Raw genomic sequence first — 24920 nt, 5'->3', positions numbered from 1 at the left:
TCGTCAGCGCGGCCGATTCAGGAACAGGCGCACCGCTTCGACCGTATGGGGCCGCGCCTCGCCGCGCCGCGATCCGTCGTGCATGCAGAACAGCACGTCATGTTGCCGTGCCGCGCTGGCGTCGACGTGCGCGCACATCGCGTCGAACAGCGCCTGCGGCGACGGCGCCGGCCGCTGCCAGTCGTCCAGTATCGCGGTCCAGCCCGTGTGTTCGCGCTGCAGCCGCGCCAGCACGCCGGCGCGACTGTCCTGCGGCATCAGGCCGTAAGGCAGGCGCAATGGAATCGTGGCTGGCGCCGGAACGCCGGCTCGACGATAGGCTTCACGGATCAGCGCGTCGGTTGCGTCGATTTCGTCGATTAGCGCGTCGTCTGTCAGCGCGCCCGGCCTCGCGTGCGAATGCGTGTGATTGCCGAGAAGGTGGCCTTCGCTCGCCATTCTTGCCGCGACGTCGAGTGCGCCTGCGAGATTCTGGCCGAGCAGGAAGAAGGTCGCCTGGCAGGACGCGGCATGTAGAACATCGAGCAAGAAGGGTGTCGAGGGACCGGGCCCGTCGTCGAAACTGAGGCGAATGGACATTGCGGGCGGGGGCGCCGTTCAAGTTATACCGGAGCAACGATAGCGCAAGTCGCGGCGAGCGGCGGCCGGCGCGCTCATTGGCCGGCTACTGGAGCGGCTCGATCGCCAGCGGACAGGTGCCGATCCGACGCAATTGCGTGCCGGTCCATTCATAGAAGAACCGCGCGGCCTTCGCGCTGTTGTCGTCGCATTCGTCGTTGAAGCAGCCCGCGACGATCAGCAGCCTGCTGCCGGGGCGGAAATCGACGCGCTCCTCGTCGTTGCCCATCACGCCTGCGATGGCCTGTACGCCGGGCATCGTGTACGTCGCGCCCGTGTACTTGTCGACGATCGCGAAATTCCGGCAATCCGTTCCGCAACCCCAGATCGCGACCCGGTAGTGGCCGGCAAAATTGGCCGGTTGCGTGAATTCGTCGCGAATGACGGTGCGGTAGAGGCGGGTTTCTCTCGTGGTCAGGCGGGGTGCCGCGGCCGGCTTGGGCGGCGCGCTCGCGGCGAGCGCCGGATAGCGGTCGAACGAAGGTGACGGGCATGCGGCGGCGGCCGTCGCCGTCGCCGCGCGGGCGGTGCCGGAACCGCAAAGCAGCGCGGCCGACGCGCCGGCGATCAGCAGAAGTCGATGGGCAAGCATCACGCGAGCATCCTTCAGGTTCGGGATGGGGATCGGGCCGGAGGGTCCGAACGGCCGGCCCGACGATTCTATGACGCTTCACGTGCGCCGGCGACCCGGCACAGCGATCGCGAGCCTGCGTCAAACCGACGTTCCGCACACGGTGCGCCGTCAAGCTTTGTCAAATTGCGGCGATATCACGATGCCTGACGTTTCAGGCCGCCTTCGAAGGCTGTCATGCACGGTTCGATTGAGTATCCTTGGATTCGATTCGCGGTACTCATGCCATCACAACCGGGAGGCTTCACATGAATGCACGTCTATACCGCGCGACCGTTGCCGGCGCGCTGATCGGATTGCTCGCACCGTTTTCGGTGGCGCATGCGCAGCTGGGCGATGTCCTGAAGCAGGTCGGCGGCGGTGGCGACTCAGGCGGCAGCGCGGGCGGTGCGCTCGGCAATCTCGGCGGCCTCGGCGGTGCATTGACGGGCGGGGGCGGTGCGTCGCTGACGCCGGGCAGCACCGGGAACGTCGCCGGCCTGTTGCAGTTCTGCATCCAGAACAACTATCTCGGCGGGGCGTCCGGCGGTGCGTCGTCGGTGAAGGACGCGCTGATCGGCAAGCTCGGCGGCAACGCATCGTCCGACAGCGGCTATACCAGCGGCGCGAGCGGGGTCCTCGATGCCGGCAACGGCAGCAAGCTCGACCTGAGCGGCGGCGGCCTGAAGCAGCAGGTGACCAAGCAGATCTGCGACAAGGTGCTGACGCAGGCGAAGTCACTGCTGTAAGCGATTCGTCGCGGGGCGGTGCAGGGGGCGGTGCCATGCGTACCGCTTCCGCAGGCCATTCCGGCCGCCCCGCGCAGATCATCGAGGAGAAGGCGGGCGGCCGCGCGATGCCGAGGCCCGCACGCACGGACTCAATCGGCCAGCCGCTTGTCGGCGAGCGCCTTGCAGCAGTCTTCGTAGACCCATTGCACGAGTTTCGCCCGATAATCGAGATCGTCGGTATCGACGATTTCCTCGACCGCGTCGCGCGCCCATGACGCATCGACGAACCCGGCATGCCGCTTCGCGATGTCCTGCGCGAGCGCCGCGAGCTTGGCAACGGCCAGCCAGTCGGCCTGACGATGATGGCGGTCGAGCCAGCGGTGAGCGGCCTGGACCTGGAACGTGGCGTCCGGCCACGATTCGTTGAGGTAAAACGCGCCGAGATTGCCGCAGGTGAGCCAGCAAAGCAGTTCCAGGCGGTCTTGCGAGCCGAGGATATGGGGTGCGTCGGACATGGCAGCGCTCACGAAATACGTCGATTCCGGGCGGCGCCGGTTGCATTGGGCCGGTGCCGATAATAAAAACATAGCACGATGCGGGCCCGACCGCGCACCCGGGCGGATGCTGACATCGCGGTGGTGAAACGGACGCCGCGCCGGCGAGGATCGCCGACGGCGATGTGAGCGGGCAGCGGGAACGGAAAGTGCGCAAGCGCGTGAGGCGCGGCGCGGGATGAGGCGGCCGGGGAACGGCCGCCGGCGCCATGAAGCGGGCCCGTTGCCGGGCCCGCCGCAGCCCGGCGCGCGGGCCCGGCTGCCGATGAGCGAACTCAGGTCGTCGTGTGCGTGGCGCGCGCGATCGAGCGGATGCTGCGCTCGACGCGGATCAGGATGATCAGCACCGCGAGCGACACGAACGAATACAGCGCGACGAGCGCGGCGACGCCCGCGAAGCGCGCGGTCTGTCCGTTCTCGGCAGCGGTTTCTTCCGCGGCCTTCTTTTCGTCGTCGATCGCGGTGCGGCGTGCGTCGTAGCGCTGCGAGAAGTCGCGCATGACCGCCGACACGACGTCGGTGTACGCCTGCTCGCGCGCATATTCGTCGCCGTGCCCGGTGACCTTCTTCTTGACGCTGGCCGCGACGTCCGGGCGCGACAGTACCTTGTCGAGATACGCGATCTGCTGCTCGTAGTACGCGACGTCCGGATGGTCGTCGTCGCCGAGCACGCGCTGGAACGACGGCTCGTACGCGTCGCGATCGACCGCGTAGTCCGGCGACAGGGCCGCCCGGCCGTGCTTCTGCACGATGCCGGACAGTTGCGTCGACAGGCGCAGCGCGGGCGACGCATCGTCGTCCTTGGCTGCGGCGCCGCCGGCGGCCGGCGCGGCCTTGGCGGGCGCATCGTTCTCCCACGCGAACGATGCAGGATCGACCTGGATGGCCGAATCGACCTTCGGCGGTTTCGACAGGCGCGCATCGAGTGCGACCACGCCGAATATGACCCCGCCGATCAGGACTGCGGTCGCGAACAACAGCACGATCACGCGCAATACCTGAAGATAGCCGCCCTCGATTTTGGTCAGGATGCTCAAGGCATTCTCCTTTCTTATGATGAATGAGGCGCCGAGGCTAAAGACCTTTCGAATGGCTGTCAATCGTCACGCCGCGTCACACCGGCGGACCGGAACGCTCGCTAGAATGGCGGCTTTCCTGGAGGCGGAAAGCGATGAAAATCTACGACCAGTTCTATATCGACGGAGCATGGCGCAAACCGGCCGGCACCGGCACGATCGACGTGATCGACTCGGGCACCGAGGCGGTGATCGGCCGGATCCCGGAAGGCGTCGCGTCCGACGCGCAGGACGCGATCCGCGCGGCACGCGCAGCCTTCGACGCGTGGGCGGCCACGCCGCCCGCGACACGCGCGGGCTACCTGCGCAAGATCGTCGAGCATCTGCAGGCGCGCAGCGAGGAACTCGCGCAGTCGATCACCGGCGAAGTCGGGATGCCGATCAAGCTGTCGCGCGCGATCCAGGTCGGCGGCCCGATCTACAACTGGAAGGCGTATGCGAAGCTCGCCGAGTCGTTCGAATTCGAGGCACAGGTCGGCAACTCGCTCGTCGTGCGCGAGCCGGTCGGCGTCGTCGCGGCGATCACGCCGTGGAACTATCCGCTCAACCAGATCACGCTGAAAGTTGCGCCGGCGCTCGCGGCCGGCTGCACGGTCGTCCTGAAGCCGTCCGAAGTCGCGCCGCTGAACGCGTTCATGCTCGCCGAAGCGATTCACGCAGCCGGGCTGCCGGCCGGCGTGTTCAACCTCGTGTGCGGCTATGGCCCGGTGGTCGGTGAAGTGCTGGCCACCGATCCGGACGTCGACATGGTGTCGTTCACGGGCTCGACGCGCGCCGGCAAGCGCGTGGCCGAGCTGGCGGCCGCGGGCGTCAAGCGCGTTGCACTCGAGCTGGGCGGCAAGTCGGCGTCGGTGATCCTCGACGATGCCGATTTCGCGACGGCGGTGAAGGGCACGGTCAACGCGTGCTACCTGAACGCGGGGCAGACCTGCTCCGCGCACACGCGCATGCTGGTGCCGGAAGCGCGCTACGACGAGGCACGTGAGCTCGCGAAGGCGGCGGCCGAAACCTACGTCGCCGGCGATCCGCGGCAGGATGCGACGCGCCTGGGCGCGCTGGCATCGGCCGTGCAGCAGCAGCGTGTGCAGGACTACATCCAGCGCGGGATCGACGAAGGCGCCGAACTCGTGACGGGCGGCACGGGCCTGCCGGAAGGGCTGGATAAAGGCTTCTTCGTGAAGCCGACCGTGTTCGGCCGCGTCGATCCGAAATCGACGATCGCGCAGGAAGAAATCTTCGGGCCGGTGCTGTCGATCATCACGTATCGCGATGAAGACGAGGCCGTGCGGATCGCGAACGATTCGCCGTACGGGCTCGGCGGCGCGGTATGGGCCGGCAGCGACGAACGCGCGATGGGCATCGCGCGCCGCATCCGCACCGGGCAGGTCGACATCAACGGCGGCGCATGGAACATGGCCGCGCCGTTCGGCGGCTACAAGCAGTCGGGGCACGGCCGCGAGAACGGCGTGTACGGGCTCGAAGAATATCTCGAGTACAAGTCGATGCAACTGAAGCCCGCGAAGCCGGCCTGAGCGTTTGTCACGGCCTGAACCGGAAACGGCACGCTCGCGTGCCGTTTTTTTATTGACGGCCGTCAAGGTGCGCGTCGGTGGATCGTCGATCATCGCGGTTCCGATGTTCCGACGAGGTTTCAGATGACCGTACGCACTTCCTTTCCGCCGCTGACGATTCGCGGCCGCACCTTGTTGCCCGTCGTGCAGGGCGGCATGGGTGTCGGCATCTCCGCGCACCGGCTCGCGGGCAGCGTCGCGCGCGAAGGCGCGGTCGGCACGATCGCGAGCATCGACCTGCGCCACCATCATGCGGACCTGCTCGCGCGTTGCCGCGCGCAACCCGATCGCGCGACGCTCGAGGCCGCGAACCTCGAGGCGCTCGCACGCGAGATCCGCCTCGCGAAGACCTACAGCGAAGGGCGCGGGATGATCGCGGTCAACGTGATGAAGGCCGTGAGCGCGCATGCGGACTACGTGCGGGTGGCGTGCGACGAGGGGGCGGACGCGATCGTGATGGGCGCGGGCCTGCCGCTCGACCTGCCCGACCTCACGCAGGGACACGACATCGCGCTGATTCCGATCCTGTCGGACAGCCGCGGGATCGCGCTCGTGCTGAAGAAGTGGATGAAGAAGGGGCGCCTGCCCGACGCGATCGTGATCGAGCATCCGGCGCATGCGGGCGGCCATCTCGGCGTCACGCAGATCGACGACATGCACGACCCCCGCTTCGATTTCGCGCGCGTGCTCGACGAGACCGCCCAGGTGATGGCGACGCTCGGCCTCGCACGCGAAACGATTCCGCTGATCGTTGCGGGCGGGATCAACAGTCACGACGCGGTGCGCGCGGCGTTCGACGCCGGCGCGAACGGCGTGCAGGTGGGGACGCCGTTCGCGGTGACGGAAGAGGGCGACGCGCATCCGCACTTCAAGCGCGTGCTGGCCGATGCGACACCCGAGGACATCGTCGACTTCGTCAGCGTGACGGGGTTGCCCGCGCGCGCGGTGAAGACGCCGTGGCTCGATCGTTACCTGCGCAACGAGACGCGCATCCGTACCAAGCTCGGCGCGCTGAAACAGCGCTGCCCGACCGCGCTCGAATGCCTGAGCGTATGCGGCTTGCGCGACGGCATCGAGAAGTTCGGCCATTTCTGCATCGACACGCGGCTCGCGGCCGCGCTGCGCGGCGACGTCGCGAACGGGCTGTTCTTCCGCGGCCGCGAAGCGTTGCCGTTCGGCCGTGCGATCCGCAGCGTGCGCGATCTGCTCGACCTGTTGCTGACGGGCGCTGCGACGGAGCCTGCGGCAAACCGCCCCACGTTTACGCTGGCTTGACGAATATCAAGATGAAGAAAAGACCCTACAGAGAGAATGGAAACCATTCTTTGGGGGTCCGTACCATGCATAAAACGATTCGAACTTGTGTCACCGCTGCCGCCGTTGCGGCCGCTTTCGCCGCGATGCCTTCGCTGTCGCACGCAGCCTCGCCGGGCGACGGCATCAACCAGGGCGACGTCCTGGTCCGGCTGCGCGCGATCAGCATCCAGCCGAACGAACGCGCGAGCGATACGCTGGGCGCGCTCAACGTCGGGGTGAACAACGCGATCGTGCCCGAGCTCGACTTCACGTACATGATCCGCGACTACCTCGGCGTCGAGCTGATCCTGGGTACGTCGCGGCACCAGCTGACGTCGAGCATCGGCAATCTCGGCGGCGTGGGCGTGCTGCCGCCGACGCTGCTGCTGCAGTACCACTTCAACCATGCCGGCAAGGTGCGTCCGTACGTCGGCGCGGGCGTGAACTACACGTACTTCTACAACAACGGGCTCAACGTCGGCGGCGAGGGCGTGTCGATCAACAAGAGCAGCTTCGGCCCCGCGCTGCAGTTCGGCGTGGACGTGCAATTGACGAAGAAGGTCTTCATGAACGTCGACGTGAAGAAGATCTGGATGAGCACCGATGCGACGCTGGGCGACAAGGGCATCGGCACGCTGCACATCGATCCGCTGATCGTCGGCGTGGGCGTCGGGATGAAGTTCTAGACGCGGCGGGAAAAGAACAGAGTTGGGGTTGGCGGCATGGCGGTCGGCATGCCGCTCTTTTTTTGCGCGGCGGATTTACAGCTTGTCGTACTGGAAGCGCATCGCGGTGCCTTCGCGCGAGATGCGCTCCCATACCGCGCGCTTTTCGTCGTCGCTCAGGAACACCCAGTTCGACACTTCGGCAGCCGTGCGGCCGCAGCCCTTGCAGACTTCGTCGAAGAGGGTCGAGCACACGCCGATGCAGGGGCTGTCGGGCAGGTCGTGGAGATTGGAGGCCATCGGAAGGGTTCACGCCGTTGAATCGTCAGCCGCCATTTTAATGCATCGCGGCCGGACGATCCGACGGGCGCCGCCGGCATGCCGTACCGGTGCAGCGGCGTGACAGTACGGCGGGGTTCGGGCACGGCCGCCGGGCGGTTCGCGTCCGGCCGGCGGACGCGGGTGCGCCGCCGCCCGTTTTTCCCGGTGGACAGCCGCCGATTACCCGATAGAATTCCCCGGGAACGCCCCGCCGCACGGGCGGCCAGCCTGGCCGGCGGCGGTAATCTGTTCCGTTTGCGCGACACCGGCATGATTTTTTTGTGACGGGGCGCGAATGATGGTAGTTTTCGGGGTTTTCGAGGGGCGGCGCGCCAGAATGCGCCGTCATGACGAGGCAGACGGCAGCCGGACACACGGTCCGGCCGGAGGGAGAACGGGATGAAAGCAAAGGTAGTGGGCCGGTTCGCAGCGCTCGCGCTGTGCGTGGGTGCATCGGCGGCAGCGGCGAAGGAGTCGCAGCTCAATGTCTATAACTGGTCGGACTACATTGCGAAGGACACGATCCCGAACTTCGAGAAGCAGACGGGCGTCAAGGTCCGCTACGACAACTACGACAGCGACGACACGCTGCAGGCGAAGCTGCTGACGGGCAGCTCGGGCTACGACATCGTCGTGCCGACCAGCAACTACGCGGGCAAGCAGATCGCCGCCGGCATCTTCGCGCCGCTCGACAAGTCGAAGCTGCCGAACCTCAAGTACCTGGATCCGCAACTGATGGCGCTCGTCGCCGGCGCCGATCCGGGCAACAAGTTCTCGGTGCCCTGGGCGTACGGCACGACCGGTCTCGCGTACAACCTGACGAAGGCGCAGCAGGCGCTCGGCAAGGTGCCGCTCGACAACTGGGACATCCTGTTCAAGCCGGAAAACATCTCGAAGCTGAAGACCTGCGGCGTGTCGGTGCTCGACGCCCCCGACCAGATGTTCGCGGCGACGCTGCACTACATCGGCAAGGATCCGATGAGCACGAACCCGGCCGACTACAAGGCCGCGATGGACGTGCTGAAGAAGATCCGCCCGTACATCACGCAATTCAACTCGTCGGGCTACATCAACGACCTGGTCGGCGGCGACATCTGCTTCGCGTTCGGCTGGTCGGGCGACGTCGTGATCGCGAAGCATCGCGCGATCGAGGCGAAGAAGTCGTACAAGGTCGAGTACTACATTCCGAAGGGCGGCGCGCCGGTGTGGTTCGACGTGATGGCGATCCCGAAGGACGCGAAGAACAAGGATGCCGCGCTGCAGTGGATCAACTACATCGAGGATCCGAAGGTGCACGCGGCGATCACGAATGCGGTGTACTACCCGAGCGCCAACGCAGAGGCCCGCAAGTACGTGCGGCCCGACGTCGCGAACGACCCGGCCGTCTATCCGCCGGCCGACGTCGTGAAGACGCTGTTCCTGCTCAAGCCGCTGCCGCCTGAAATCCAGCGTCTGCAGACGCGTCTGTGGACCGAGCTGAAGTCGGGCCGCTGACGCGAGCCGATGTTCCCGGCAGTCATGAAGCCCCTGGTACCCCCGGGGGCTTTGTTCGTTCAACGCAGGAGAGAAGCAGCACATCATGAATAGCCAGTCGGGTGCGCCGGTCGCGGGCGCGCCGTCCTCCGTTTCCTCCTCCGGCGCCGATGCGCGCGCCGAGTCCTTTGTCCAGATCGTCGACGTCGTCAAGAAATTCGGCGACACCGAAGCCGTGCGCAGCGTCAACCTGACCGTGCGCCAGGGCGAGCTGTTCGCGCTGCTCGGCAGCTCGGGCTGCGGCAAGTCGACGTTGTTGCGGATGCTCGCGGGCCTCGAGACGGTCACGTCGGGCAAGATCCTGATCGACGGCGAGGACCTCGCGCAGATGCCGCCGTACAAGCGGCCCGTGAACATGATGTTCCAGTCGTATGCGCTGTTCCCGCACATGTCGGTCGAGTCGAACGTCGCGTTCGGTCTCAAGCAGGAAGGCACGCCGAAGGCCGAGCTGAAAGAGCGCGTCGCTTCGGCGCTCGAACTCGTGCAGATGAGCAAGTACGCGAAGCGCAAGCCGCATCAGCTGTCCGGCGGCCAGCAGCAGCGCGTCGCGCTCGCGCGCTCGCTGGTCAAGCGGCCGAAGCTGCTGCTGCTCGACGAGCCGATGTCCGCGCTCGACAAGCAGATCCGCCAGCGCACGCAGATCGAGCTCGTCAACATCCTGAACAAGGTCGGCGTCACCTGCATCATGGTCACGCACGACCAGGAAGAAGCGATGACGATGGCCAATCGCCTCGCGGTGATGAGCGAAGGGCAGATCGTGCAGATCGGCTCGCCGAACGAGGTGTACGAATATCCGAACAGCCGCTTCTCGGCCGAATTCATCGGCTCGACGAACCTGTTCGACGGCGTGACCGTCGAGGACGAGCCCGACCACGTGTACATCGAGTCGCCGGAGCTGCCGAGCCGGCTGTACGTGAGTCACGGGATCTCGGGCCCGCTCGGGATGCCGGTCACCGTGTCGGTGCGCCCCGAACGGATCGCGCTCACGCGCAAGCCGCCCGAAGGCGCGTTCAACTGGGCGCGCGGCCGGATCAGCAACGTCGCCTACATGGGCGGCTACTCGCTGTATCACGTGAAGCTCGACGGCGGCAAGACGGTGATCGCGAACGTGTCGAGCCTCGCGATTTCGGAGCTCGAGACGCCGGCGCTCGGCGACGAGATCTACGTGCGCTGGAGCGCGACGGCCGGCGTGGTGCTGACGTCATGACCGCGTTCAAGTCCCTGCTCGAGTGGCCGGTGCGGCGCTTCAACCTGACGGGCGCCACGGCGGTTGTCGCCGGGCCGTTCACGTGGCTCGTGCTGTTCTTCCTCGTGCCGTTCGCGCTGGTCGTCAAGATCAGTTTCGCGGAGCTGCAGCTTGGCATTCCGCCGTACACGGAGCTCGCGTCGTACGCGGACGGCGTCGTACATGTCGCGCTGAACCTGTCGCACTACGCGTTCCTGTTCACGGACAGCCTGTATTTCGCGACCTACGTGAATTCGGTGTGGGTGGCCGCGATCACGACGCTGCTGTGTCTGCTGATCGGCTATCCGATGGCGTACTACATCGCGCGCTCGAACCCGGCTACCCGCAACCTGCTGATGATGGGCGTGATGCTGCCGTTCTGGACATCGTTCCTGATTCGCGTGTATGCGTGGATCGGCATCCTGAAGAACAACGGGCTGCTGAACAACTTCCTGATGTGGATCGGGCTCACGCATACGCCGATCGAGCTGTATCGCACCAACTACGCGGTGTACATCGGGATGGTGTACTCGTACCTGCCGTTCCTCGTGATGCCGCTCTACGCCCACCTCGTGAAGATGGACCTGCGCCTGCTCGAAGCCGCGTACGACCTCGGCGCCAAGCCGTGGAAGGCGTTCGTGCAGATCACGCTGCCGCTGTCGAAGAACGGGATCATCGCGGGCTGCCTGCTCGTGTTCATCCCGGCGGTCGGCGAGTACGTGATTCCCGAACTGCTCGGCGGCGCGAACACGCTGATGATCGGCCGCGTGATGTGGAACGAGTTCTTCAACAACGCGGACTGGCCGATGGCGTCGGCGGTGACCTGCGCGATGGTGCTGCTGCTGCTCGTGCCGATGGCGATGTTCCAGCACTTCCAGGCGAAGGAGCAGGGAGGCCGCCGATGAAGCCGAATCGTTACCTGCAGTTCGCGGCGCTGTTTGCCGGCTTCGCGTTCCTGTACATCCCGATCATCAGCCTGATCGTCTATTCGTTCAACGAGTCGAAGCTCGTCACCGTGTGGTCGGGCTTCTCGTTCCGCTGGTACGCGGCGCTCGTCGAGGACGACGAGCTGCTGACGGCCGCGTGGCTGTCGCTGAAGATCGGCGTGCTGACCGCGTTCGCGTCGGTGTTCATCGGCACGTGGGCCGGCTTCGTGCTCGCGCGGATGGGGCGCTTCCGCGGCTTCGCGCTGTTCAGCGGGATGATCAACGCGCCGCTCGTGATTCCCGAGGTGATCCAGGGGATCTCGCTGCTGCTGCTGTTCATCGAGCTGGCGAAGTGGATCGGCTGGCCGGCCGAGCGCGGCGTGTTCACGATCTGGCTCGGCCACGTGATGCTGTGCATCTCGTACGTCGCGATCATCGTGCAGTCGCGTGTGCGCGAGCTGAACCCGTCGCTGGAAGAAGCCGCGCTCGATCTCGGCGCGACGCCGCTGAAGGTGTTCTTCACGATCACGCTGCCACTGATCTCGCAGGCGCTGATCGCGGGCTGGCTGCTGTCGTTCACGCTGTCGATCGACGACCTCGTGCTGTCGGCGTTCCTGTCGGGCCCCGGCTCGACGACGCTGCCGCTCGTGGTGTTCTCGCGTGTGAGGCTGGGGCTGAACCCGGAGATGAATGCGCTCGCGACGCTGTTCATTGTCGCGGTGACGGCCGGGGTCGTGATCGCGAACTTCGTGATGCTGCGCCAGGAGCGCAAGCGGATGGCGGGGTTCGCGGCCTGACGTTCGGGTTGGGATTGCTGCCGTAAAAAACGCCCGGTGCCGACGACGAGTCGGGCCGGGCGTTTTGTTTGGGTGGCGCTGCGTGTGGATCGGTGCCGGTCTATACGCGATTGCGACAGATGAACGGCATCGTAGACGGGACGCGGGTTCGATTCCCGCGCCCGGTCGCGCGCCGCCTTACGCGCCGAACGCCGCCTTCGCCAGCAGCCCGAGCGCGACGCACACGAGCACGGCCGCGAACCCGGCCTGCACGTGCCGCGCGGCGAGGTGGCGCGACGCGCCGCGGCCGGCGGCCATGCCGAGCGCGGTCGCGACGGTGAACCACAGCGTCACGTCGAGCGGTGCGCGCGTGCCAGACACGAGCGTCGCGAACACGCCGCCGGTGCCGACGAGCGCGATCACCATCAGCGACGTCGCGACGACGCCGTGCATCGACACGTTCGTGAACTTGCGCAGCATCGGCACGATCACGAAGCCGCCGCCGACGCCGAGCAAGCCCGTCATCAGGCCCGTCATCGCGCCGGTCGACGCCAGCGCGACGCCAACCGGCCAGGACCACACGAGCCGGCCGGTATCGGGGTTGATGCGGCCGACGCACAGCGGGGACGCTTCCGCGTCGACCGGCGCGTGCCGCAGCGCCTGCAACAACAGGCGGCCGGCGACGACCAGCATCGTCAGCGCGAACAGTGCGAGCAGCAGGCGTTGCGGCAGCACGTGCGCGAGCCGCACGCCGAGCGTGGTCAGCGGCACGCCGGCCACGGCCATCAGCAGCGCCGCGCGATAGCGCACGAGCCCGCGGCGGAACCCTTCGAGCGCGCCGAGCGCGGCGCTACCGGCCACCGCGACGAGCGCGACGGGCGTGGCCTGCTGCATCGGCCAGCTCATGCCGACGACGAGCGCCGGCACCGCGAGGATGCCGCCGCCGGCGCCGGTCAGGCCGAGCACGGCACCGACGAAACCGCCTAGTACGAGGGAAATCAGCATGACGTCAGCGGGCTCCGGTCAACGTGCGATCGTGGGCTTCGCGAGCCATTCGCGGCCCTTGAGCATCGCCTTCCAGTAAAGCGGCGGCAGCACGCGCTCCTTGAGCAGCCACGCGAGCCGCGACGGGCGCTTGCCGTCGATCAGCCACGCGGGGAAGGTCGGCGCGACCTTGCCGCCGTACAGGAACTCGGCGAGCACGATCTTGCCGCGCTCGACGGTAAGCGGGCACGAGCCGTAGCCGTCGTACGCGGCGTCGCCGTGCGCGCGGCCGAGCGATGCGAGCAGGTTGTGCGCGACCACCGGCGCCTGCTTGCGGGCGGCCGCGGCCGTTTTCGCGTTGGTCGTGTTGGTGGCGTCGCCGAGCGCGTAGACGTCCGGATACTGCTTGTGCCGCAGTGTCGCCGGATCGACGTCGATCCAGCCGGCCGCGTCGGCGAGCGGGCTCGACCGCACGAAGTCGGGCGCCTTCTGCGGCGGCACGACGTGGATCATGTCGAACGCACGCACGACGGTTTCCTTGCCGCCGTCCGGCAGCGCGCGCGCGAACGTCGCGCGGCGCGCGGGCCCGTCGATCGCGACGAGGTTGTGGCCGAACGACAGCGCGATGTCGTAGCTTTTCACGTATTCCATCAGCGCGGGCACGTAGTCGGCGACGCCGAACAACGCGGCGCCCGCATTCAGGAACTCGACGTTCGCGGCCTCGAGGCGGCCCGCGCGCCGCCAGTGGTCGCACGACAGGTACATCGCCTTCTGCGGCGCGCCCGCGCACTTGATCGGCATCGGCGGCTGCGTGAAGAGCGCGTTGCCGCCGCGGAATGCGCGAACGAGTTCCCACGTGTACGGCGCGAGATCGTAGCGGTAGTTCGACGTGACGCCGTTGCGGCCGAGCGTGTCGGCGAGACCTTCGATCCCGTGCCAGTCGAGCTTGAGCCCCGGGCACACGACGAGCTTGCGATAGCCGATGCGGCGGCAGCCGTCGAGCACGACCGTGTGCGCGTCGGGCTCGAAGCCCGCGACGGCGGCCTGGATCCGGTGCACGCCGCGCGGCAGCACGTCGGTCATCCGGCGCGCGGTGGTCTCGGGCCGGAATACGCCCGCGCCGACCATCGTCCACCCCGGCTGGTAGTAGTGGACGTCGGCCGGATCGATTACGGCGATGTCGAGCGATGCGTCACGCGCGAGCAGGCTCGATGCAACCGCGATGCCTGCTGCGCCCGCGCCGACGATCACGATGTCGTGCCGCGCGTCGACGGCCGGTGCCGCCTGCCTGCCGCCTTGCGCGACGCGTGAGGCGATCGCGTGCAGGTCGTAGCCGGCCGCAGCGGCCGTCGCGACGATGTCGTTCAGCGGGCGCATGCCGGCTTGCGACAGCGCCCACAGCGTGGCCGAGCGGGTGCCGCTGCGGCAGTACGCGAGCACCGGCCCTTCAAGTGACGCGACGAGCGCGCCGAACTGCGCGGCCTGATCGTCGGTCACCTTGCCGGTATCGACCGGCAGGTAATGCACGTCGATGCCGAGCGGCGCGGCGGCCGCGCGGATCTCGGTGACGGTCGGCTGGTCGGGGCCTTCGCCGTCGGGGCGGTTGCAGATGATCGCGCGGATGCCGGCCGCGTGAAGCGCGGGCAGGTCGGCCGCCGCGATCTGCGGCGAGACCGACAGCGTGTCGGTCAGCTTGCGGATGGTCATGTCGGGTGTCTCCGGATGGGGCGGGGCGTGTCGCTCAGATCGCGTCGAGCGGGATCTTGAGGTAGCGCACGCCGTTGTCTTCGGGCTCGGGCAGGTGGCCGGCGCGCATGTTGACCTGCACGGACGGCAGCATCAGCACGGGCATCGCGAGCGTGGCGTCGCGCGCGGTGCGCATCGCGACGAAATCGTCCTCGGTCACACCGTCCTTCACGTGCACGTTCGCGCGGCGCTGCTCGGCCACGGTCGTCTCGAACTGCACGTCGCGGCCGCCCGGCTGGTAGTCGTGGCACAGGTACAGGCGCGTGTCGGGCGGCAGGCCGAGCACGCGCGCGATCGAGCGGTACAGCGTGCGTGCGTCGCCGCCGGGGAAATCGCAGCGGGCCGTGCCGTAGTCGGGCATGAACAGCGTGTCGCCGACGAATGCCGCGCGCTGTGTCGCGTCATCGATGCAGTAGGTCATGCATGCGGGCGTGTGGCCCGGCGTATGCAGCGCGCGGATCGTCAGCGCGCCGAGCACGAGCGTGTCGCCGTCGTCGAGCAGCCGGTCGAACTGGCGGCCGTCCTGTGCGAAGCCGGGGCCCGCGTTGAACAGCGTGCCGAACACGTGCTGCACGCGGCGCACGTGCGAGCCGATCGCGATCCGGCCGCCGACGTGTTCCTTCAGGTACGGCGCGGCCGACAGGTGGTCGGCGTGCACGTGGGTTTCCAGCAGCCAGTGCACGTCCGCGCCGAGCTCGGCGACGCGGGCGATCAGCCGGTCGGCGCTCGCGGTGTGCGTGCGGCCGGATTTCGGGTCGTAGTCGAGCACGCTGTCGATCAACGCGCACGCGCGGCTCGCGGTATCGAGCAGCAGATAGCTGACGGTGTGGGTTGCCGGGTCGAAAAAGCCTTCGACCGACAGCGTGGTGGCATGGCTCACGGGGTGTCCTCGATCGGGTTCTGCATCTGCAATCGGGATGGGTAACTCAAGAAGCGTGCCAGCCTGTATCGCAGCGCCGCCGATCCGCCAGGGACTTGATTCGGCTCGGGTTTTCGGTGCGGCCGCGGTGATGCGCCGGTGTCGGCGGCATCCGGTTGCTGCTGCCGACTGCCACATCTGGCAGTGTCGTGGCAGAATTGGCAGTCCGTCTGGCAGTTTGTCAGTCCGCCCCTTCACCGAGCGTCCGCATGAATCCGCACGACACCATCCCGATCGTCCCCGCGCCGCGCCACGACGTCATGCCCGACGTGCGCGCGCTGGTCGCGTATCTCGAGCAGGATCCGCAGCCGATGATCGTCGTCGATCCCGACTACCGCATCCTCGCGGCGAACGATGCGTACCGGCGCCAGTTCGGCGTCGCGGGCGTCGAGCATGTGGGCCGGCACTGCTTCCAGGTCTCGCATCACTACGACGTGCCGTGCGACCAGGCGGGCGAGCATTGCCCGATGAAGCAGGCGCTCGAATCGCGCGGGCTGAACCGCGTGCTGCATATCCACCACACGCCGCGCGGCCCCGAGCATGTCGACGTCGAATTGCGGCCGATCTTCGATGCCGACGGCAACGTGATCGCCTATGTCGAGCGGCTGACGACGGTGCGCAGCGCATCCGCGCAGCCGAGCGCGGAAGGGCTCGTCGGCGGCGCCGACGCGTTCAATGCGGCGCTCGGCGCACTGCAGCGCGTCGCGCCCTCGATGCTGCCGGTGCTGCTGCTCGGCGAATCGGGCACCGGCAAGGAGCTGTTCGCCCGCGCGCTGCACGAGGCGAGCGACCGCGCGATGGGGCCGTTCGTCGTCGTCGATTGTTCGGGGATCGCCGAGACGCTGTTCGAGAGCGAGCTGTTCGGTTACGAGAAGGGCGCGTTCACCGGCGCGAACCAGCGCAAGCCGGGCCTCGTCGAGACCGCGCAGGGCGGCACGCTGTTTCTCGACGAGATCGGCGACGTGCCGCTGCCGATGCAAGTGAAGCTGCTGCGCCTGATCGAGTCGGGCACGTTCCGCCGCGTCGGCGGCGTCGAGGCGCTGCGCGCGGATTTCCGGCTGGTCGCGGCCACGCACAAGCCGCTGCGCGAGATGATCGACGACGGCCGGTTCCGGCAGGACCTCTACTACCGGATCAACGCGTTTCCGATTCCGTTGCCGGCGCTGCGCGAGCGGCGCGGGGACGTCGCGCTGCTGGCCGAGTCGATCCTGCGGCGGATCGCGAACACGCGCGCCAGCGCGGGCGACGCGGGCGCGCGGCCGTTCGCGGCCCGGCCGTTCGTGCTGACCGAGCGCGCGCTCGCGTGTCTCGATGCGTACGCGTGGCCGGGCAATATCCGCGAGCTGCGCAACGTGCTCGAACGCGCGTGCCTGTTCGCGGACGACGGGACGATCCGGATCGAGCATCTGCCGGCCGAGCTGGTCGCCGCATCGGCCGCGCCGCAGGACCGGGCTGTCGATGCGCGCGGCGTGTCGGATGCGGAACTCGTGCGGATCGCGCGCACGTTCGACGGCACGCGCAAGGCGCTCGCCGAGCAGGTCGGAATGAGCGAGCGGACGTTGTACCGGCGGATGAAGGCGCTCGGGCTCGGGGCGCGCGAGCGCTGAACGGGCGCATGCGACGGGTGGCTGGCAGTGGCAAGCGGCTTTGTCGATAATGACGCGTTCAATCCAGCCCCCACTTCGCCGATGAAGAGCCGCTTCCTTTCGCCTTGCCTGTTTCTTGCCGCCACTGCGCTGTGCAACCTGGCGCAGGCCGCCGCCGAGTACACGTGGACCGACGCGGCCGGCGTGCATGCGGTGACGCTCGCGAGAACCGAGTCCGGCGACGACGTCGAACTCAAGGTCGCCGCGACGCTTGACGGCCGGCCCGACTGGACCGTGCGCGACTACGTGAAGGCCTGCCCGGTCGACGTGATTCTCGACGTCGTCCCCGCGTCGATCGAAATGCGCGACCTGCTCGGCACCGGCCGCAAGCAGTTCCTGTTCGCGTACAAGATCGGCTGTCGCGGCGACGTCAGCGCCGACCAGGTCAAATACTTCCTGATCGACCAGGGCACGAAGTACGTGCTGCGCGGCGAGGAGACGGTCACGGTCAACGGCAAGTTCATGGACGGCGGCGCGGCGCCCGTGCCGAATGCGGACCTGAAAGCCCAACCCGAGTTTCTGCGCTACATGACGAAGCACTGGCACGGGATCAGCGTGCGCGACTATCGGTAGCCATGCGCTGGGCGATTGCGACGGTGCGTGCGACGGGCCCCGGTCGGTGAAACGGGCGGCACGCGGAAAACTCGCCTGCCGCCCGCACGGTCACGCACTCACGTTGCTCAGCGCGCCGGCGCCAGCTGCGCCATCGCCTCCCGCACGAAGCCGATCAACGTGTCGTCGATCCACGAATCCTTCGTCAGCGACGGCTCGTTCATCATCGCCTGGCGGAATTTCGCATGCGTGGCCGGATCGTTACCCGCATAGCTGCAGAACAGCGTGAGCCAGCGCTGCGCGAGCGCGCGGCCTTCCGGTGAATCCGGCCGGGCGCCCGCATCGATCGCGTCGCGCACGTCGCCCATCAGTTGCGGCCATGCCATCGCGCTTTCGCCGTAGTGGGCCCGCATGAAGCGGATCTCGTCCGGCGCAAGATACTTCTCGAAGATCCTCATCTTGGTTTCCGACGACGCGCGCAACACATAGTCGCGCAGCGCGGTCGAAATGCCGATCTTCGACTGCATCGCCGGTTCGTGTTCGTGCATCAGGTTCAGCTTCGCCAGCAGCCGCGGATCGTTGTTCGTGTCGCGCACGAGCAGCGCCATCCAGCGGCTGGCGAGCGCACGGGTGCGTTCGTCCTCGGCGGGCACGCCCGCGTCGTGCAGCGCGCGAACTTCATCGACGAGTGCGATCCATTCGGCGTCGCCCGTCTGGCTCTTCTGGTACATCGGCAGGCGCGCGAGTTCTTCCTCGGAAAAGTATTTGTCGTACACGGTCATCAACTCCAGTGTGGTGAGCCAATCGGCCAGCTCCGGCTCCGTGCCCGCAGCGAGCTGCGCGTGCAGGTTCACGAGCCGCTCGCGCAACTGCGCGGTCTGCGCGAGCTGACGGTCGAGCAGCGCGATCTGCTTCGCGACGATCTCGACGAGCGGCGTGTCGGGCTGGTTCAAGTGGTCGCCGATTTCGGTGAGCGACAGGCCGAAGCGACGCAGCGCCTGGATCTGATGGAGCCGGGCGATGTCGTGGCGGTCGTACAGCCGGTAGCCGTTGTCGGCGCGCGCCGAAGGCGTCAGCAGACCGATCGCGTGATAGTGATGAAGCGTGCGGACGGTCAGCCCGCTGCGTTTCGCCAGTTCTCCCACTTTCAGTCGCATTCGTTCCTCCATTCGGGTCGCACACGGGAGTCTCGAACGTTACGCTACGTGAGGGTCAAGCGGAAGATCGGGAATCGGGTGCGCGGGGGAATTCCGCGCACCCGATCGCAGGGCGGGCTTATTGCGGCAACGGCGGGGTGTCGGCGCCGGTGGCGCGCGCTTGCTGGCCGGTGGCGGAAGCGTCGGCCGCGTTGCCGGTCTTCCCGGACTGGCCGGCCTTGTCGACCGGCGGCGTGCCCATTGCCTGGTAAAGCCGCGCGGTGTCCGCGAACCGTGCGCCGGTCGCGCGGATCTCGTCGAGCCGTGCGTTGCGGTACTGCAGCTCGCTGGCGCGCGCGGCCGACGGCGGCAGCGCGCCGAGCCGCACGCGGGCCGCCGCGTCGTCGTACGCACCGCGCGCGGACAGCGCGGCACGGGACGATGCATCGAGCGCCTCCGCATCGTGCTCGAGCGCGGCGAGCGAATCGGCGACGTTCTGGAATGCGCCGAGCACGGCCTGCTTGTACTGGTCGACGGCGGCCTCGTAGGTCGCCTTCGCCGCGCGGCGCTGCGCGAGCAGCGCGCCGCCATGGAAGATCGGCTGGCTCAGCGACGCGCCGACGTTCCAGATCGCGCCGGCGCCCGACAGCATCGTCGGCCAACTGAAGCCGCCTTTGCCCATCGCGGCCGACAGCGACAGCTGCGGGAACATCTGCGCGGTCGCGAGGCCCACTTCGGCCGCGGCCGCCTTCAGCCCCGCGTCGGCCGCCTGGATGTCCGGGCGGCTTTGCAGCAGGTCCGACGGCACGACGACGGGCACCTGCTCGGGCAGGTGCAGATCGGCGAGCGTCAGATCGGCTGGCGGCTGGTCAGGCGTGCGGCCGACCAGCACCGCGAGCGCGTGGCGTGCCGAGTCGCGCTGCTGGCGCAGCGCGGGCAGGCTCGCCGCGAACGTGTCGGCGCTTTGCCGCGCGTTCAGCGCGTCGCTGCGCGACGCCGATCCGAGCGCGTAACGGCGTTCGGCATCGTGCGCCTGGTCGTTGGCGAGCGCGACGAGCCGCTCGGTCGTATTGATCTGCGCATTCAGCACCGACACCGTGATCGATGCGGTGACGATGTTCGCGGCCAGCGCGCGCCGTGCGGAGTCGAGCTGGAACGCGCTGACGTCGACGCGGCGCGCCAGCGCGCGGTTCGCGAAACGCGACGCGCCGAACAGGTCGATCGTGTAGCTCGCCTGCAGTTGCCCGACGAACGTGTCGTACAGCAGCGTCGGCGCTCCGAGCGCGGGAATCGGCACGCCGAGCGCACGCTGGCGTGTGGCCTGGCCGCCCGCGTCGATCGACGGCAGCATCGAGCTGCCGATCTGCCCGCGCAACTGTTCGCGCGCGGCATCGAGCGAGTGGGATGCCGCGCTCAACGTCGGGCTGTTGCGCAGCCCTTCGTCGACGAGCGCGTTCAGCGCGTCGGAGCGGTACTGCTTCCACCAGTCGGGCACCGGCTTCGCGCCGACCTCGAACTGCTGCGTGACGCCTTGCGCGGACACGGTCTGCTGCACTTGCGGCGTGGCGCCGTAGTGCGCGGGCGACGGCATCGCGGGCGGCTCGCCGCTCGGCGCGAACCAGGCGCAGCCCGCGAGCGGGCCGGCGAGGCTCGCCACCGCGAGTGCCCGCACGGCTTGGGTTTTCAGGTTCATCGATCGATCCATGGTCAGGCTCCCGACGGCGCGGCAGGCGTGCCGCCAGGCGGCGGGCCGTCCTGCGGGTCGCGTTCGTCGTGCTTCACGCGGAACCACGTCGCATACAGCGCGGGCAGGTAGAACAGCGTCAGCACGGTCGCGCTCGTGATGCCGCCCATCAGCGCGGTCGCCATCGGCCCGAAGAAGTTCGAGCGCAGCAGCGGGATCAGCGCGAGCACGGCGGCCGCGGCCGTCAGCGTGATCGGGCGGAAGCGCCGCACGGTTGCGCCGATGATCGCGTCGACGCGGCCGTGGCCGGCTGCGATGTCCTGCTCGATCTGGTCGACGAGGATCACCGAGTTGCGCATGATGATCCCGAACATCGCGATCACGCCGAGCATCGCGACGAAGCCGAACGGCTGGCCGAACAGCAGCAGCGTCGCGACCACGCCGATCAGCCCGAGCGGCGCGGTCAGCACGACCATGAGCACGCGCGAGAAGCTCTGCAGCTGGATCATCAGCAGCGTGAACACGGCGATCGCCATCAGCGGCATCTGCGCGTTGATCGACTTCTGCGCCTTCGCGCTTTCCTCGACCGAGCCGCCGATGTTGATCTGATAGCCGACCGGCAGTTGCGCGCGCAACGTGTTCAGCTTCGCGTCGACCGCATGGGTGACGTCGATGCCCTGCGCGCCGGCGCGCACGTCCGATTGCACGGTGATGGTCGGCTGGCGGTCGCGCTCCCACACGACGCCGTATTCGAGCGTCGGCTTGAAGCGGCCGAGCGAGCCGAGCGGCACGGGGCCGTTCGGGGTCGGCAGCGCGAGGCCGGCGAGCTTGCCCGGATCGACGCGATCCGCCCGCGGCGCGCGCAGGTCGACCGCGATCAGCTTGTCGCGCTCGCGGTACTGCGTGACGGTCGTGCCGGACAGCGTCATCGCGAGGAAGCTCGACACGTCCTGCGACGTGACGTTCAGCTCGCGCGCCTTCTTCTGGTCGATCTCGAAGCGCACCGAGCGCTCGGCCGGCTCGTCCCAGTCGAACTGCACGTTGACCGTGCGTGCGTCGCCGCGCATCGTCGCCGCGACCTTCTCGGCGATCGAGCGCACCGTCGCGATGCTGTCGCCGCTCACGCGGAATTGCACCGGATAGCCGACCGGCGGGCCGTTCTCGAGCCGCGACAGCCGCGAACGCACGGCAGGGAACTGCTCGCGCAACGTGGTTTCGAGCCAGGCCGCGAGCTTCTCGCGGTCCTTCACCGATTTCGCGGTGATCACGAACTGCGCGAAGTTCGGCAGCTGAAGCTGCTGGTCGAGCGGCAGGTAGAAGCGCGGCGCGCCGCTGCCGACGAAGTTCACCGAATGATCGATCTCGGGGCGCTTGTCGATCGCTTTCTCGAGCCGTTCGGTCTCGCGCAGCGTCGCCGCGAACGACGCGCCTTCGGGCAGCCGCAGGTCGACGAGCAGCTCGGGGCGGTCGGAGCTCGGGAAGAACTGCTGCGGCACGAGCGTGAAGCCCATCAGCGCGACGACGAAGAGCGCACCCGTGATCAGCAGCACGACGAAGCGCCGTTCGATGCACCAGTCGATCCAGCCGCGCAGCCGCCGGTAGAAGCGCGTGTCGTAGATGTCGTGCTCGTGGTCGTCGGGCAGGTGCGCTTCATGTGCCTGCCGCTTGCGCTCGGGCAGCAGGTGGAAGCCGAGCAGCGGGATCAGCACGACCGCCGCGAACCACGATGCGATCAGGGCGATCGCCGACACCTCGAAGATCGAGCGCGTGTATTCGCCGGTGCTCGATTTCGCGAGCGCGATCGGCAGGAAACCCGACACGGTGACGAGCGTGCCCGTCAGCATCGGGAACGCGGTGCTCGTATAGGCGAACGCGGCGGCGCGGGCACGGGTGTAGCCCTGTTCGAGCTTCACGGCCATCATCTCGACCGCGATGATCGCGTCGTCGACCAGCAGCCCGAGCGCGAGCACGAGCGTGCCGAGCGACACCTTGTGCAGCCCGATGTCGAACAGGTACATGAAGAGGGCGGTGACCGCGAGCACGACCGGAATCGAGATCACGACCACCATCCCGGTGCGCAGGCCGAGCGACACGAGGCTCACGACCAGCACGATCGCGACGGCTTCGGCGACGGCTTCGAGGAAGTCGTCGACCGAATGCGCGACCGCATGCGGCATGCTCGATACCAGCGTCAGCTTGAGGCCGGCCGGCAGTTGCGCCTGCAGGTCCTTCGATTCGGCGTCGAGCGCCTTGCCGAGCCGGATCACGTCGCCGCCCGGCTGCATCGTGACGCCGATGCCGAGCACCGCCTTGCCGCCCGCACGCATCTGCGTGACGGCCGGATCGTCGTAGCCGCGCTTCACCGTCGCGAGATCGCCGAGCCGGAACGTGCGGCCGTTGATGCGGATCAGCGTGTCGGCGATCGCGTCGACGTTGTCGAACTGGCCGCTCGGCCGCACGAACACACGATCGTCGCTGGTCGTCAGCGTGCCGGCCGACGAGATGTCGTTCTGCGCGTTGATCGCCTGCCCGAGCTGCTGCGGCGAGATGCCGAGGCGCGTGAGCTGCGCGTTGTTCACCTCGATGAAGATCCGCTGGCCGGGGTCGCCGAAATAGTCGACCTTGCCGACACCCGGCACGCGCAGCAGCACGGTGCGCAACTGGTCGGCGTAATCGTGGAGCTGCGCGGGCGTGAAGCCGTCGCCTTCGAGCGTCCAGATGTTGGTGTAGACGTCGCCGAATTCGTCGTTGAAGAACGGGCCCTGCACGCCGGGCGGCAGCGTATAGCCGATGTCGCCGACCTTCTTGCGGATCTGGTACCAGGTTTCCGGCACGTCCTTCACCGGCGCCGAATCCTTCATCGTGAAGAAGATCAGCGATTCGCCGGGGCGCGAATAGCTGCGCAGGAAGTCGATGGCGGGCGTTTCCTGCAGCTTGCGGCCGATCCGGTCGGTGACCTGTTCCTGCACCTGCCGCGCGGTCGCGCCGGGCCAGAACGTGCGGATCACCATCACGCGGAACGTGAACGGCGGGTCTTCGGATTGCGCGAGGCGGGTGTAGGCAAGCATGCCCGCGAGCGTCGCGAGCGCGATCAGGTAGACGACCAGCGCCTGGTGGCGCAGCGCCCACGCCGACAGGTTGAAGCGGCCTTCTTCGTAGGAAACGCTCACGATGCGAAGTCCTCCGGATGCAGCGGCGCGATCGCGCGGACCTTCTCGCCCGCGCTGACCGTATGCACACCCTGCAGCACGACGCGCTCGCCGGGCTGCAGCCCGTGCGACACCGTGACCGTGCGCTCGTTGAAGCGCGCGACGTCGACGCGGCGCAGCTCGAGCGTGTCGTCCTTCGTGCGCACGACCCACACGGCCGGTTGCGGGCCGTCGTGGAACAGCGCGGTCGCGGGCAGCGTGATCGACTGCGCGTCGCCGGCGGCCGGTGCGCCGTCGAACGCGACGCTGGCCGTCATCCCGAGCCGAATCGCCGGGTCGGGCGCGGCGAGCGTGAGCTTCACGCGATACGTGCGGCTTTGCGGATCGGCGGCCGGTGCGATTTCGCGCACTTTCGCGGCGAACGGGCGGCCCGGCAGCGACGGCAGCGTGACGGTGGCCGCGTGGCCCGGCGTGAGCGATGCAAGCGCGGCCTCGGGCACGTCGCTGACGACGTCGACGTCGCCGGACCACGCGAGCTGGTAGACGGCCTGGCCGGCCGACACGTTCTGGCCGGTGTCGGCCTGTTCGGCGGTGATATAGCCCGCGTGATCGGCGACGAGCGTCGCGTAGCGGAGCTGGTTCTTCGCGAGCGCGAGCTGCTGCTGCGCCTGCTCGCGCTGCGCGAGCGCCGACGTGTAGCTGTTCTCGGTCTGCTCGAGCTGCGCGGTCGCGATCAGGTTCTCGCGCGCCTGCGCGCGATCGCGGTCGAGCTGCTGCTTCGCGAACGCGAGGCTGTGCGTCGCGGCATCGAGTTGCGCCTGCGCGCTCGCGGCATTCTTCTCGACGTCGGACGGATCGAGCAGCGCGACGACCTGGCCGACCTTGACCGTATCGCCGAGGCGCACCTTGCGCTCGATGATCTTGCCGGCGATGCGGAACGACAGCGGGGTGGCGTAGCGCGGCTGGATCTCGCCGGGGAGCGTGCGTGCGACGGCAGCGTCGTCGGCATGGGCGGGCAGCGCGACGACGGGGCGCGGGGCGGGCGACGCGGATTCTTTCGGATGACAGGCGGCGACGACGAGCGCGGCGCCGACCAGCAGCGCGACGCGGGAACCGGAGCGATTCACGAAACCCCCAGATGAGGTGAGAGCGAGAGCGGAACGAAGCCGGCAAGCGCGGCGGGCGCTTGCCCCGAGCGGCGC

Annotated in this window: 22 protein-coding genes; 10 read left to right on the top strand and 12 right to left on the bottom strand. The window is 68.1% G+C overall.

The window, feature by feature from the left end; translation table 11 throughout:
• Window positions 1-3: 3 nt before the first annotated feature.
• Window positions 4-579 (bottom strand): polysaccharide deacetylase family protein, encoded by a 576-nt coding sequence (locus tag CFB43_RS09985; protein ID WP_089494955.1) that lies wholly within the window; start codon window positions 577-579, stop codon window positions 4-6.
• Window positions 580-664: 85 nt separating this feature from the next.
• Window positions 665-1213, bottom strand: coding sequence for a hypothetical protein (locus tag CFB43_RS09980; RefSeq protein ID WP_089494954.1), 549 nt, complete (start codon window positions 1211-1213; stop codon window positions 665-667).
• Between the two features lie 284 nt (window positions 1214-1497).
• Between CFB43_RS09980 and CFB43_RS09975 the strand changes: the two genes are divergently transcribed.
• Window positions 1498-1977, top strand: coding sequence for a DUF2501 domain-containing protein (locus tag CFB43_RS09975; RefSeq protein WP_089440193.1), 480 nt, complete (start codon window positions 1498-1500; stop codon window positions 1975-1977).
• A gap of 131 nt (window positions 1978-2108) precedes the next feature.
• Here CFB43_RS09975 and CFB43_RS09970 read toward each other — a convergent pair whose 3' ends face one another.
• Together CFB43_RS09970 and CFB43_RS09965 are read right to left on the bottom strand one after the other, a co-directional pair.
• On the bottom strand, window positions 2109-2474 hold the full coding sequence (locus CFB43_RS09970) for a hypothetical protein (protein WP_069248063.1): 366 nt from the start codon (window positions 2472-2474) through the stop codon (window positions 2109-2111).
• Between the two features lie 314 nt (window positions 2475-2788).
• Window positions 2789-3550, bottom strand: coding sequence for a hypothetical protein (locus tag CFB43_RS09965; RefSeq protein WP_089494953.1), 762 nt, complete (start codon window positions 3548-3550; stop codon window positions 2789-2791).
• A 134-nt stretch (window positions 3551-3684) separates the two neighbouring features.
• Here CFB43_RS09965 and CFB43_RS09960 point away from each other — a divergent pair, with 134 nt between their 5' ends.
• The 3 genes from CFB43_RS09960 to CFB43_RS09950 all read left to right on the top strand — a co-directional run bounded on the left by CFB43_RS09960 (window position 3685) and on the right by CFB43_RS09950 (window position 7142).
• Entirely contained in the window at window positions 3685-5121 is a 1437-nt protein-coding gene (locus CFB43_RS09960) for an aldehyde dehydrogenase family protein (RefSeq protein WP_089494952.1), read from the top strand.
• Window positions 5122-5244: 123 nt separating this feature from the next.
• On the top strand, window positions 5245-6435 hold the full coding sequence (locus CFB43_RS09955) for an NAD(P)H-dependent flavin oxidoreductase (RefSeq protein WP_089461131.1): 1191 nt from the start codon (window positions 5245-5247) through the stop codon (window positions 6433-6435).
• 65 nt (window positions 6436-6500) lie between these two features.
• Window positions 6501-7142: an OmpW/AlkL family protein gene (locus tag CFB43_RS09950; RefSeq protein ID WP_039357873.1), complete on the top strand. Its 642-nt coding sequence runs from the start codon at window positions 6501-6503 to the stop codon at window positions 7140-7142.
• A gap of 75 nt (window positions 7143-7217) precedes the next feature.
• On the opposite strand, the gene CFB43_RS09945 is transcribed toward CFB43_RS09950, so the two are convergent.
• Complete coding sequence (locus CFB43_RS09945; RefSeq protein WP_010095552.1) at window positions 7218-7421, bottom strand: DUF1289 domain-containing protein; 204 nt, start codon at window positions 7419-7421, stop codon at window positions 7218-7220.
• A gap of 420 nt (window positions 7422-7841) precedes the next feature.
• Here CFB43_RS09945 and CFB43_RS09940 point away from each other — a divergent pair, with 420 nt between their 5' ends.
• The 4 genes from CFB43_RS09940 to CFB43_RS09925 all read left to right on the top strand — a co-directional run bounded on the left by CFB43_RS09940 (window position 7842) and on the right by CFB43_RS09925 (window position 11923).
• Window positions 7842-8936, top strand: a complete 1095-nt coding sequence (locus CFB43_RS09940) for a polyamine ABC transporter substrate-binding protein (protein WP_089494951.1) — start codon at window positions 7842-7844, stop codon at window positions 8934-8936.
• Between the two features lie 85 nt (window positions 8937-9021).
• Window positions 9022-10182, top strand: coding sequence for an ABC transporter ATP-binding protein (locus CFB43_RS09935; protein WP_089456287.1), 1161 nt, complete (start codon window positions 9022-9024; stop codon window positions 10180-10182).
• Entirely contained in the window at window positions 10179-11105 is a 927-nt protein-coding gene (locus CFB43_RS09930; protein ID WP_089494950.1) for an ABC transporter permease subunit, read from the top strand. Before CFB43_RS09935 ends, CFB43_RS09930 begins: the two co-directional genes overlap by 4 nt.
• The gene (locus tag CFB43_RS09925; protein ID WP_089431135.1) at window positions 11102-11923 is read left to right on the top strand and encodes an ABC transporter permease subunit; all 822 of its coding nucleotides are present in this window, start codon (window positions 11102-11104) and stop codon (window positions 11921-11923) included. The genes CFB43_RS09930 and CFB43_RS09925 overlap by 4 nt, the downstream gene beginning before the upstream one ends.
• A 177-nt stretch (window positions 11924-12100) precedes the next feature.
• Here CFB43_RS09925 and CFB43_RS09920 read toward each other — a convergent pair whose 3' ends face one another.
• Genes CFB43_RS09920 through CFB43_RS09910 form a run of 3 tightly spaced genes read right to left on the bottom strand, consistent with a single transcriptional unit; the run spans window position 12101 to window position 15512 of the window.
• Window positions 12101-12907 (bottom strand): sulfite exporter TauE/SafE family protein, encoded by an 807-nt coding sequence (locus CFB43_RS09920; RefSeq protein WP_089494949.1) that lies wholly within the window; start codon window positions 12905-12907, stop codon window positions 12101-12103.
• Between the two features lie 18 nt (window positions 12908-12925).
• Window positions 12926-14593 carry a bifunctional protein tyrosine phosphatase family protein/NAD(P)/FAD-dependent oxidoreductase gene (locus CFB43_RS09915; RefSeq protein WP_089494948.1) on the bottom strand — a complete coding sequence of 556 codons (1668 nt, stop codon included), beginning with the start codon at window positions 14591-14593 and terminating at the stop codon, window positions 12926-12928.
• Between the two features lie 34 nt (window positions 14594-14627).
• Entirely contained in the window at window positions 14628-15512 is an 885-nt protein-coding gene (locus CFB43_RS09910; RefSeq protein WP_089494947.1) for an MBL fold metallo-hydrolase, read from the bottom strand.
• A 248-nt stretch (window positions 15513-15760) separates the two neighbouring features.
• On the opposite strand from CFB43_RS09910, the gene CFB43_RS09905 reads away from it, so the two are divergent.
• Window positions 15761-17158, top strand: coding sequence for a sigma-54 interaction domain-containing protein (locus CFB43_RS09905; protein WP_179254815.1), 1398 nt, complete (start codon window positions 15761-15763; stop codon window positions 17156-17158).
• Between the two features lie 81 nt (window positions 17159-17239).
• Entirely contained in the window at window positions 17240-17770 is a 531-nt protein-coding gene (locus CFB43_RS09900; protein ID WP_089494945.1) for a M949_RS01915 family surface polysaccharide biosynthesis protein, read from the top strand.
• A gap of 107 nt (window positions 17771-17877) precedes the next feature.
• On the opposite strand, the gene CFB43_RS09895 is transcribed toward CFB43_RS09900, so the two are convergent.
• From CFB43_RS09895 to CFB43_RS09880, 4 genes are all read right to left on the bottom strand, one after another.
• Complete coding sequence (locus CFB43_RS09895) at window positions 17878-18906, bottom strand: MerR family transcriptional regulator (RefSeq protein WP_089494944.1); 1029 nt, start codon at window positions 18904-18906, stop codon at window positions 17878-17880.
• A 118-nt stretch (window positions 18907-19024) separates the two neighbouring features.
• A complete protein-coding gene (locus tag CFB43_RS09890) occupies window positions 19025-20590 on the bottom strand; it encodes an efflux transporter outer membrane subunit (protein WP_089494943.1) in 1566 nt (521 codons plus the stop codon).
• 2 nt (window positions 20591-20592) lie between these two features.
• Window positions 20593-23739 (bottom strand): efflux RND transporter permease subunit, encoded by a 3147-nt coding sequence (locus tag CFB43_RS09885; RefSeq protein ID WP_089494942.1) that lies wholly within the window; start codon window positions 23737-23739, stop codon window positions 20593-20595.
• Window positions 23736-24845, bottom strand: a complete 1110-nt coding sequence (locus CFB43_RS09880; protein WP_089494941.1) for an efflux RND transporter periplasmic adaptor subunit — start codon at window positions 24843-24845, stop codon at window positions 23736-23738. Before CFB43_RS09880 ends, CFB43_RS09885 begins: the two co-directional genes overlap by 4 nt.
• Window positions 24846-24920: the final 75 nt, after the last annotated feature.

It is taken from the genome of Burkholderia sp. AU15512 (assembly GCF_002223325.1).
In the GTDB taxonomy this organism is placed as follows: Bacteria; Pseudomonadota; Gammaproteobacteria; order Burkholderiales; family Burkholderiaceae; genus Burkholderia.
Note: the sequence above shows the minus strand (reverse complement) of the source record. Positions and strands in the feature narration are given on the sequence as shown.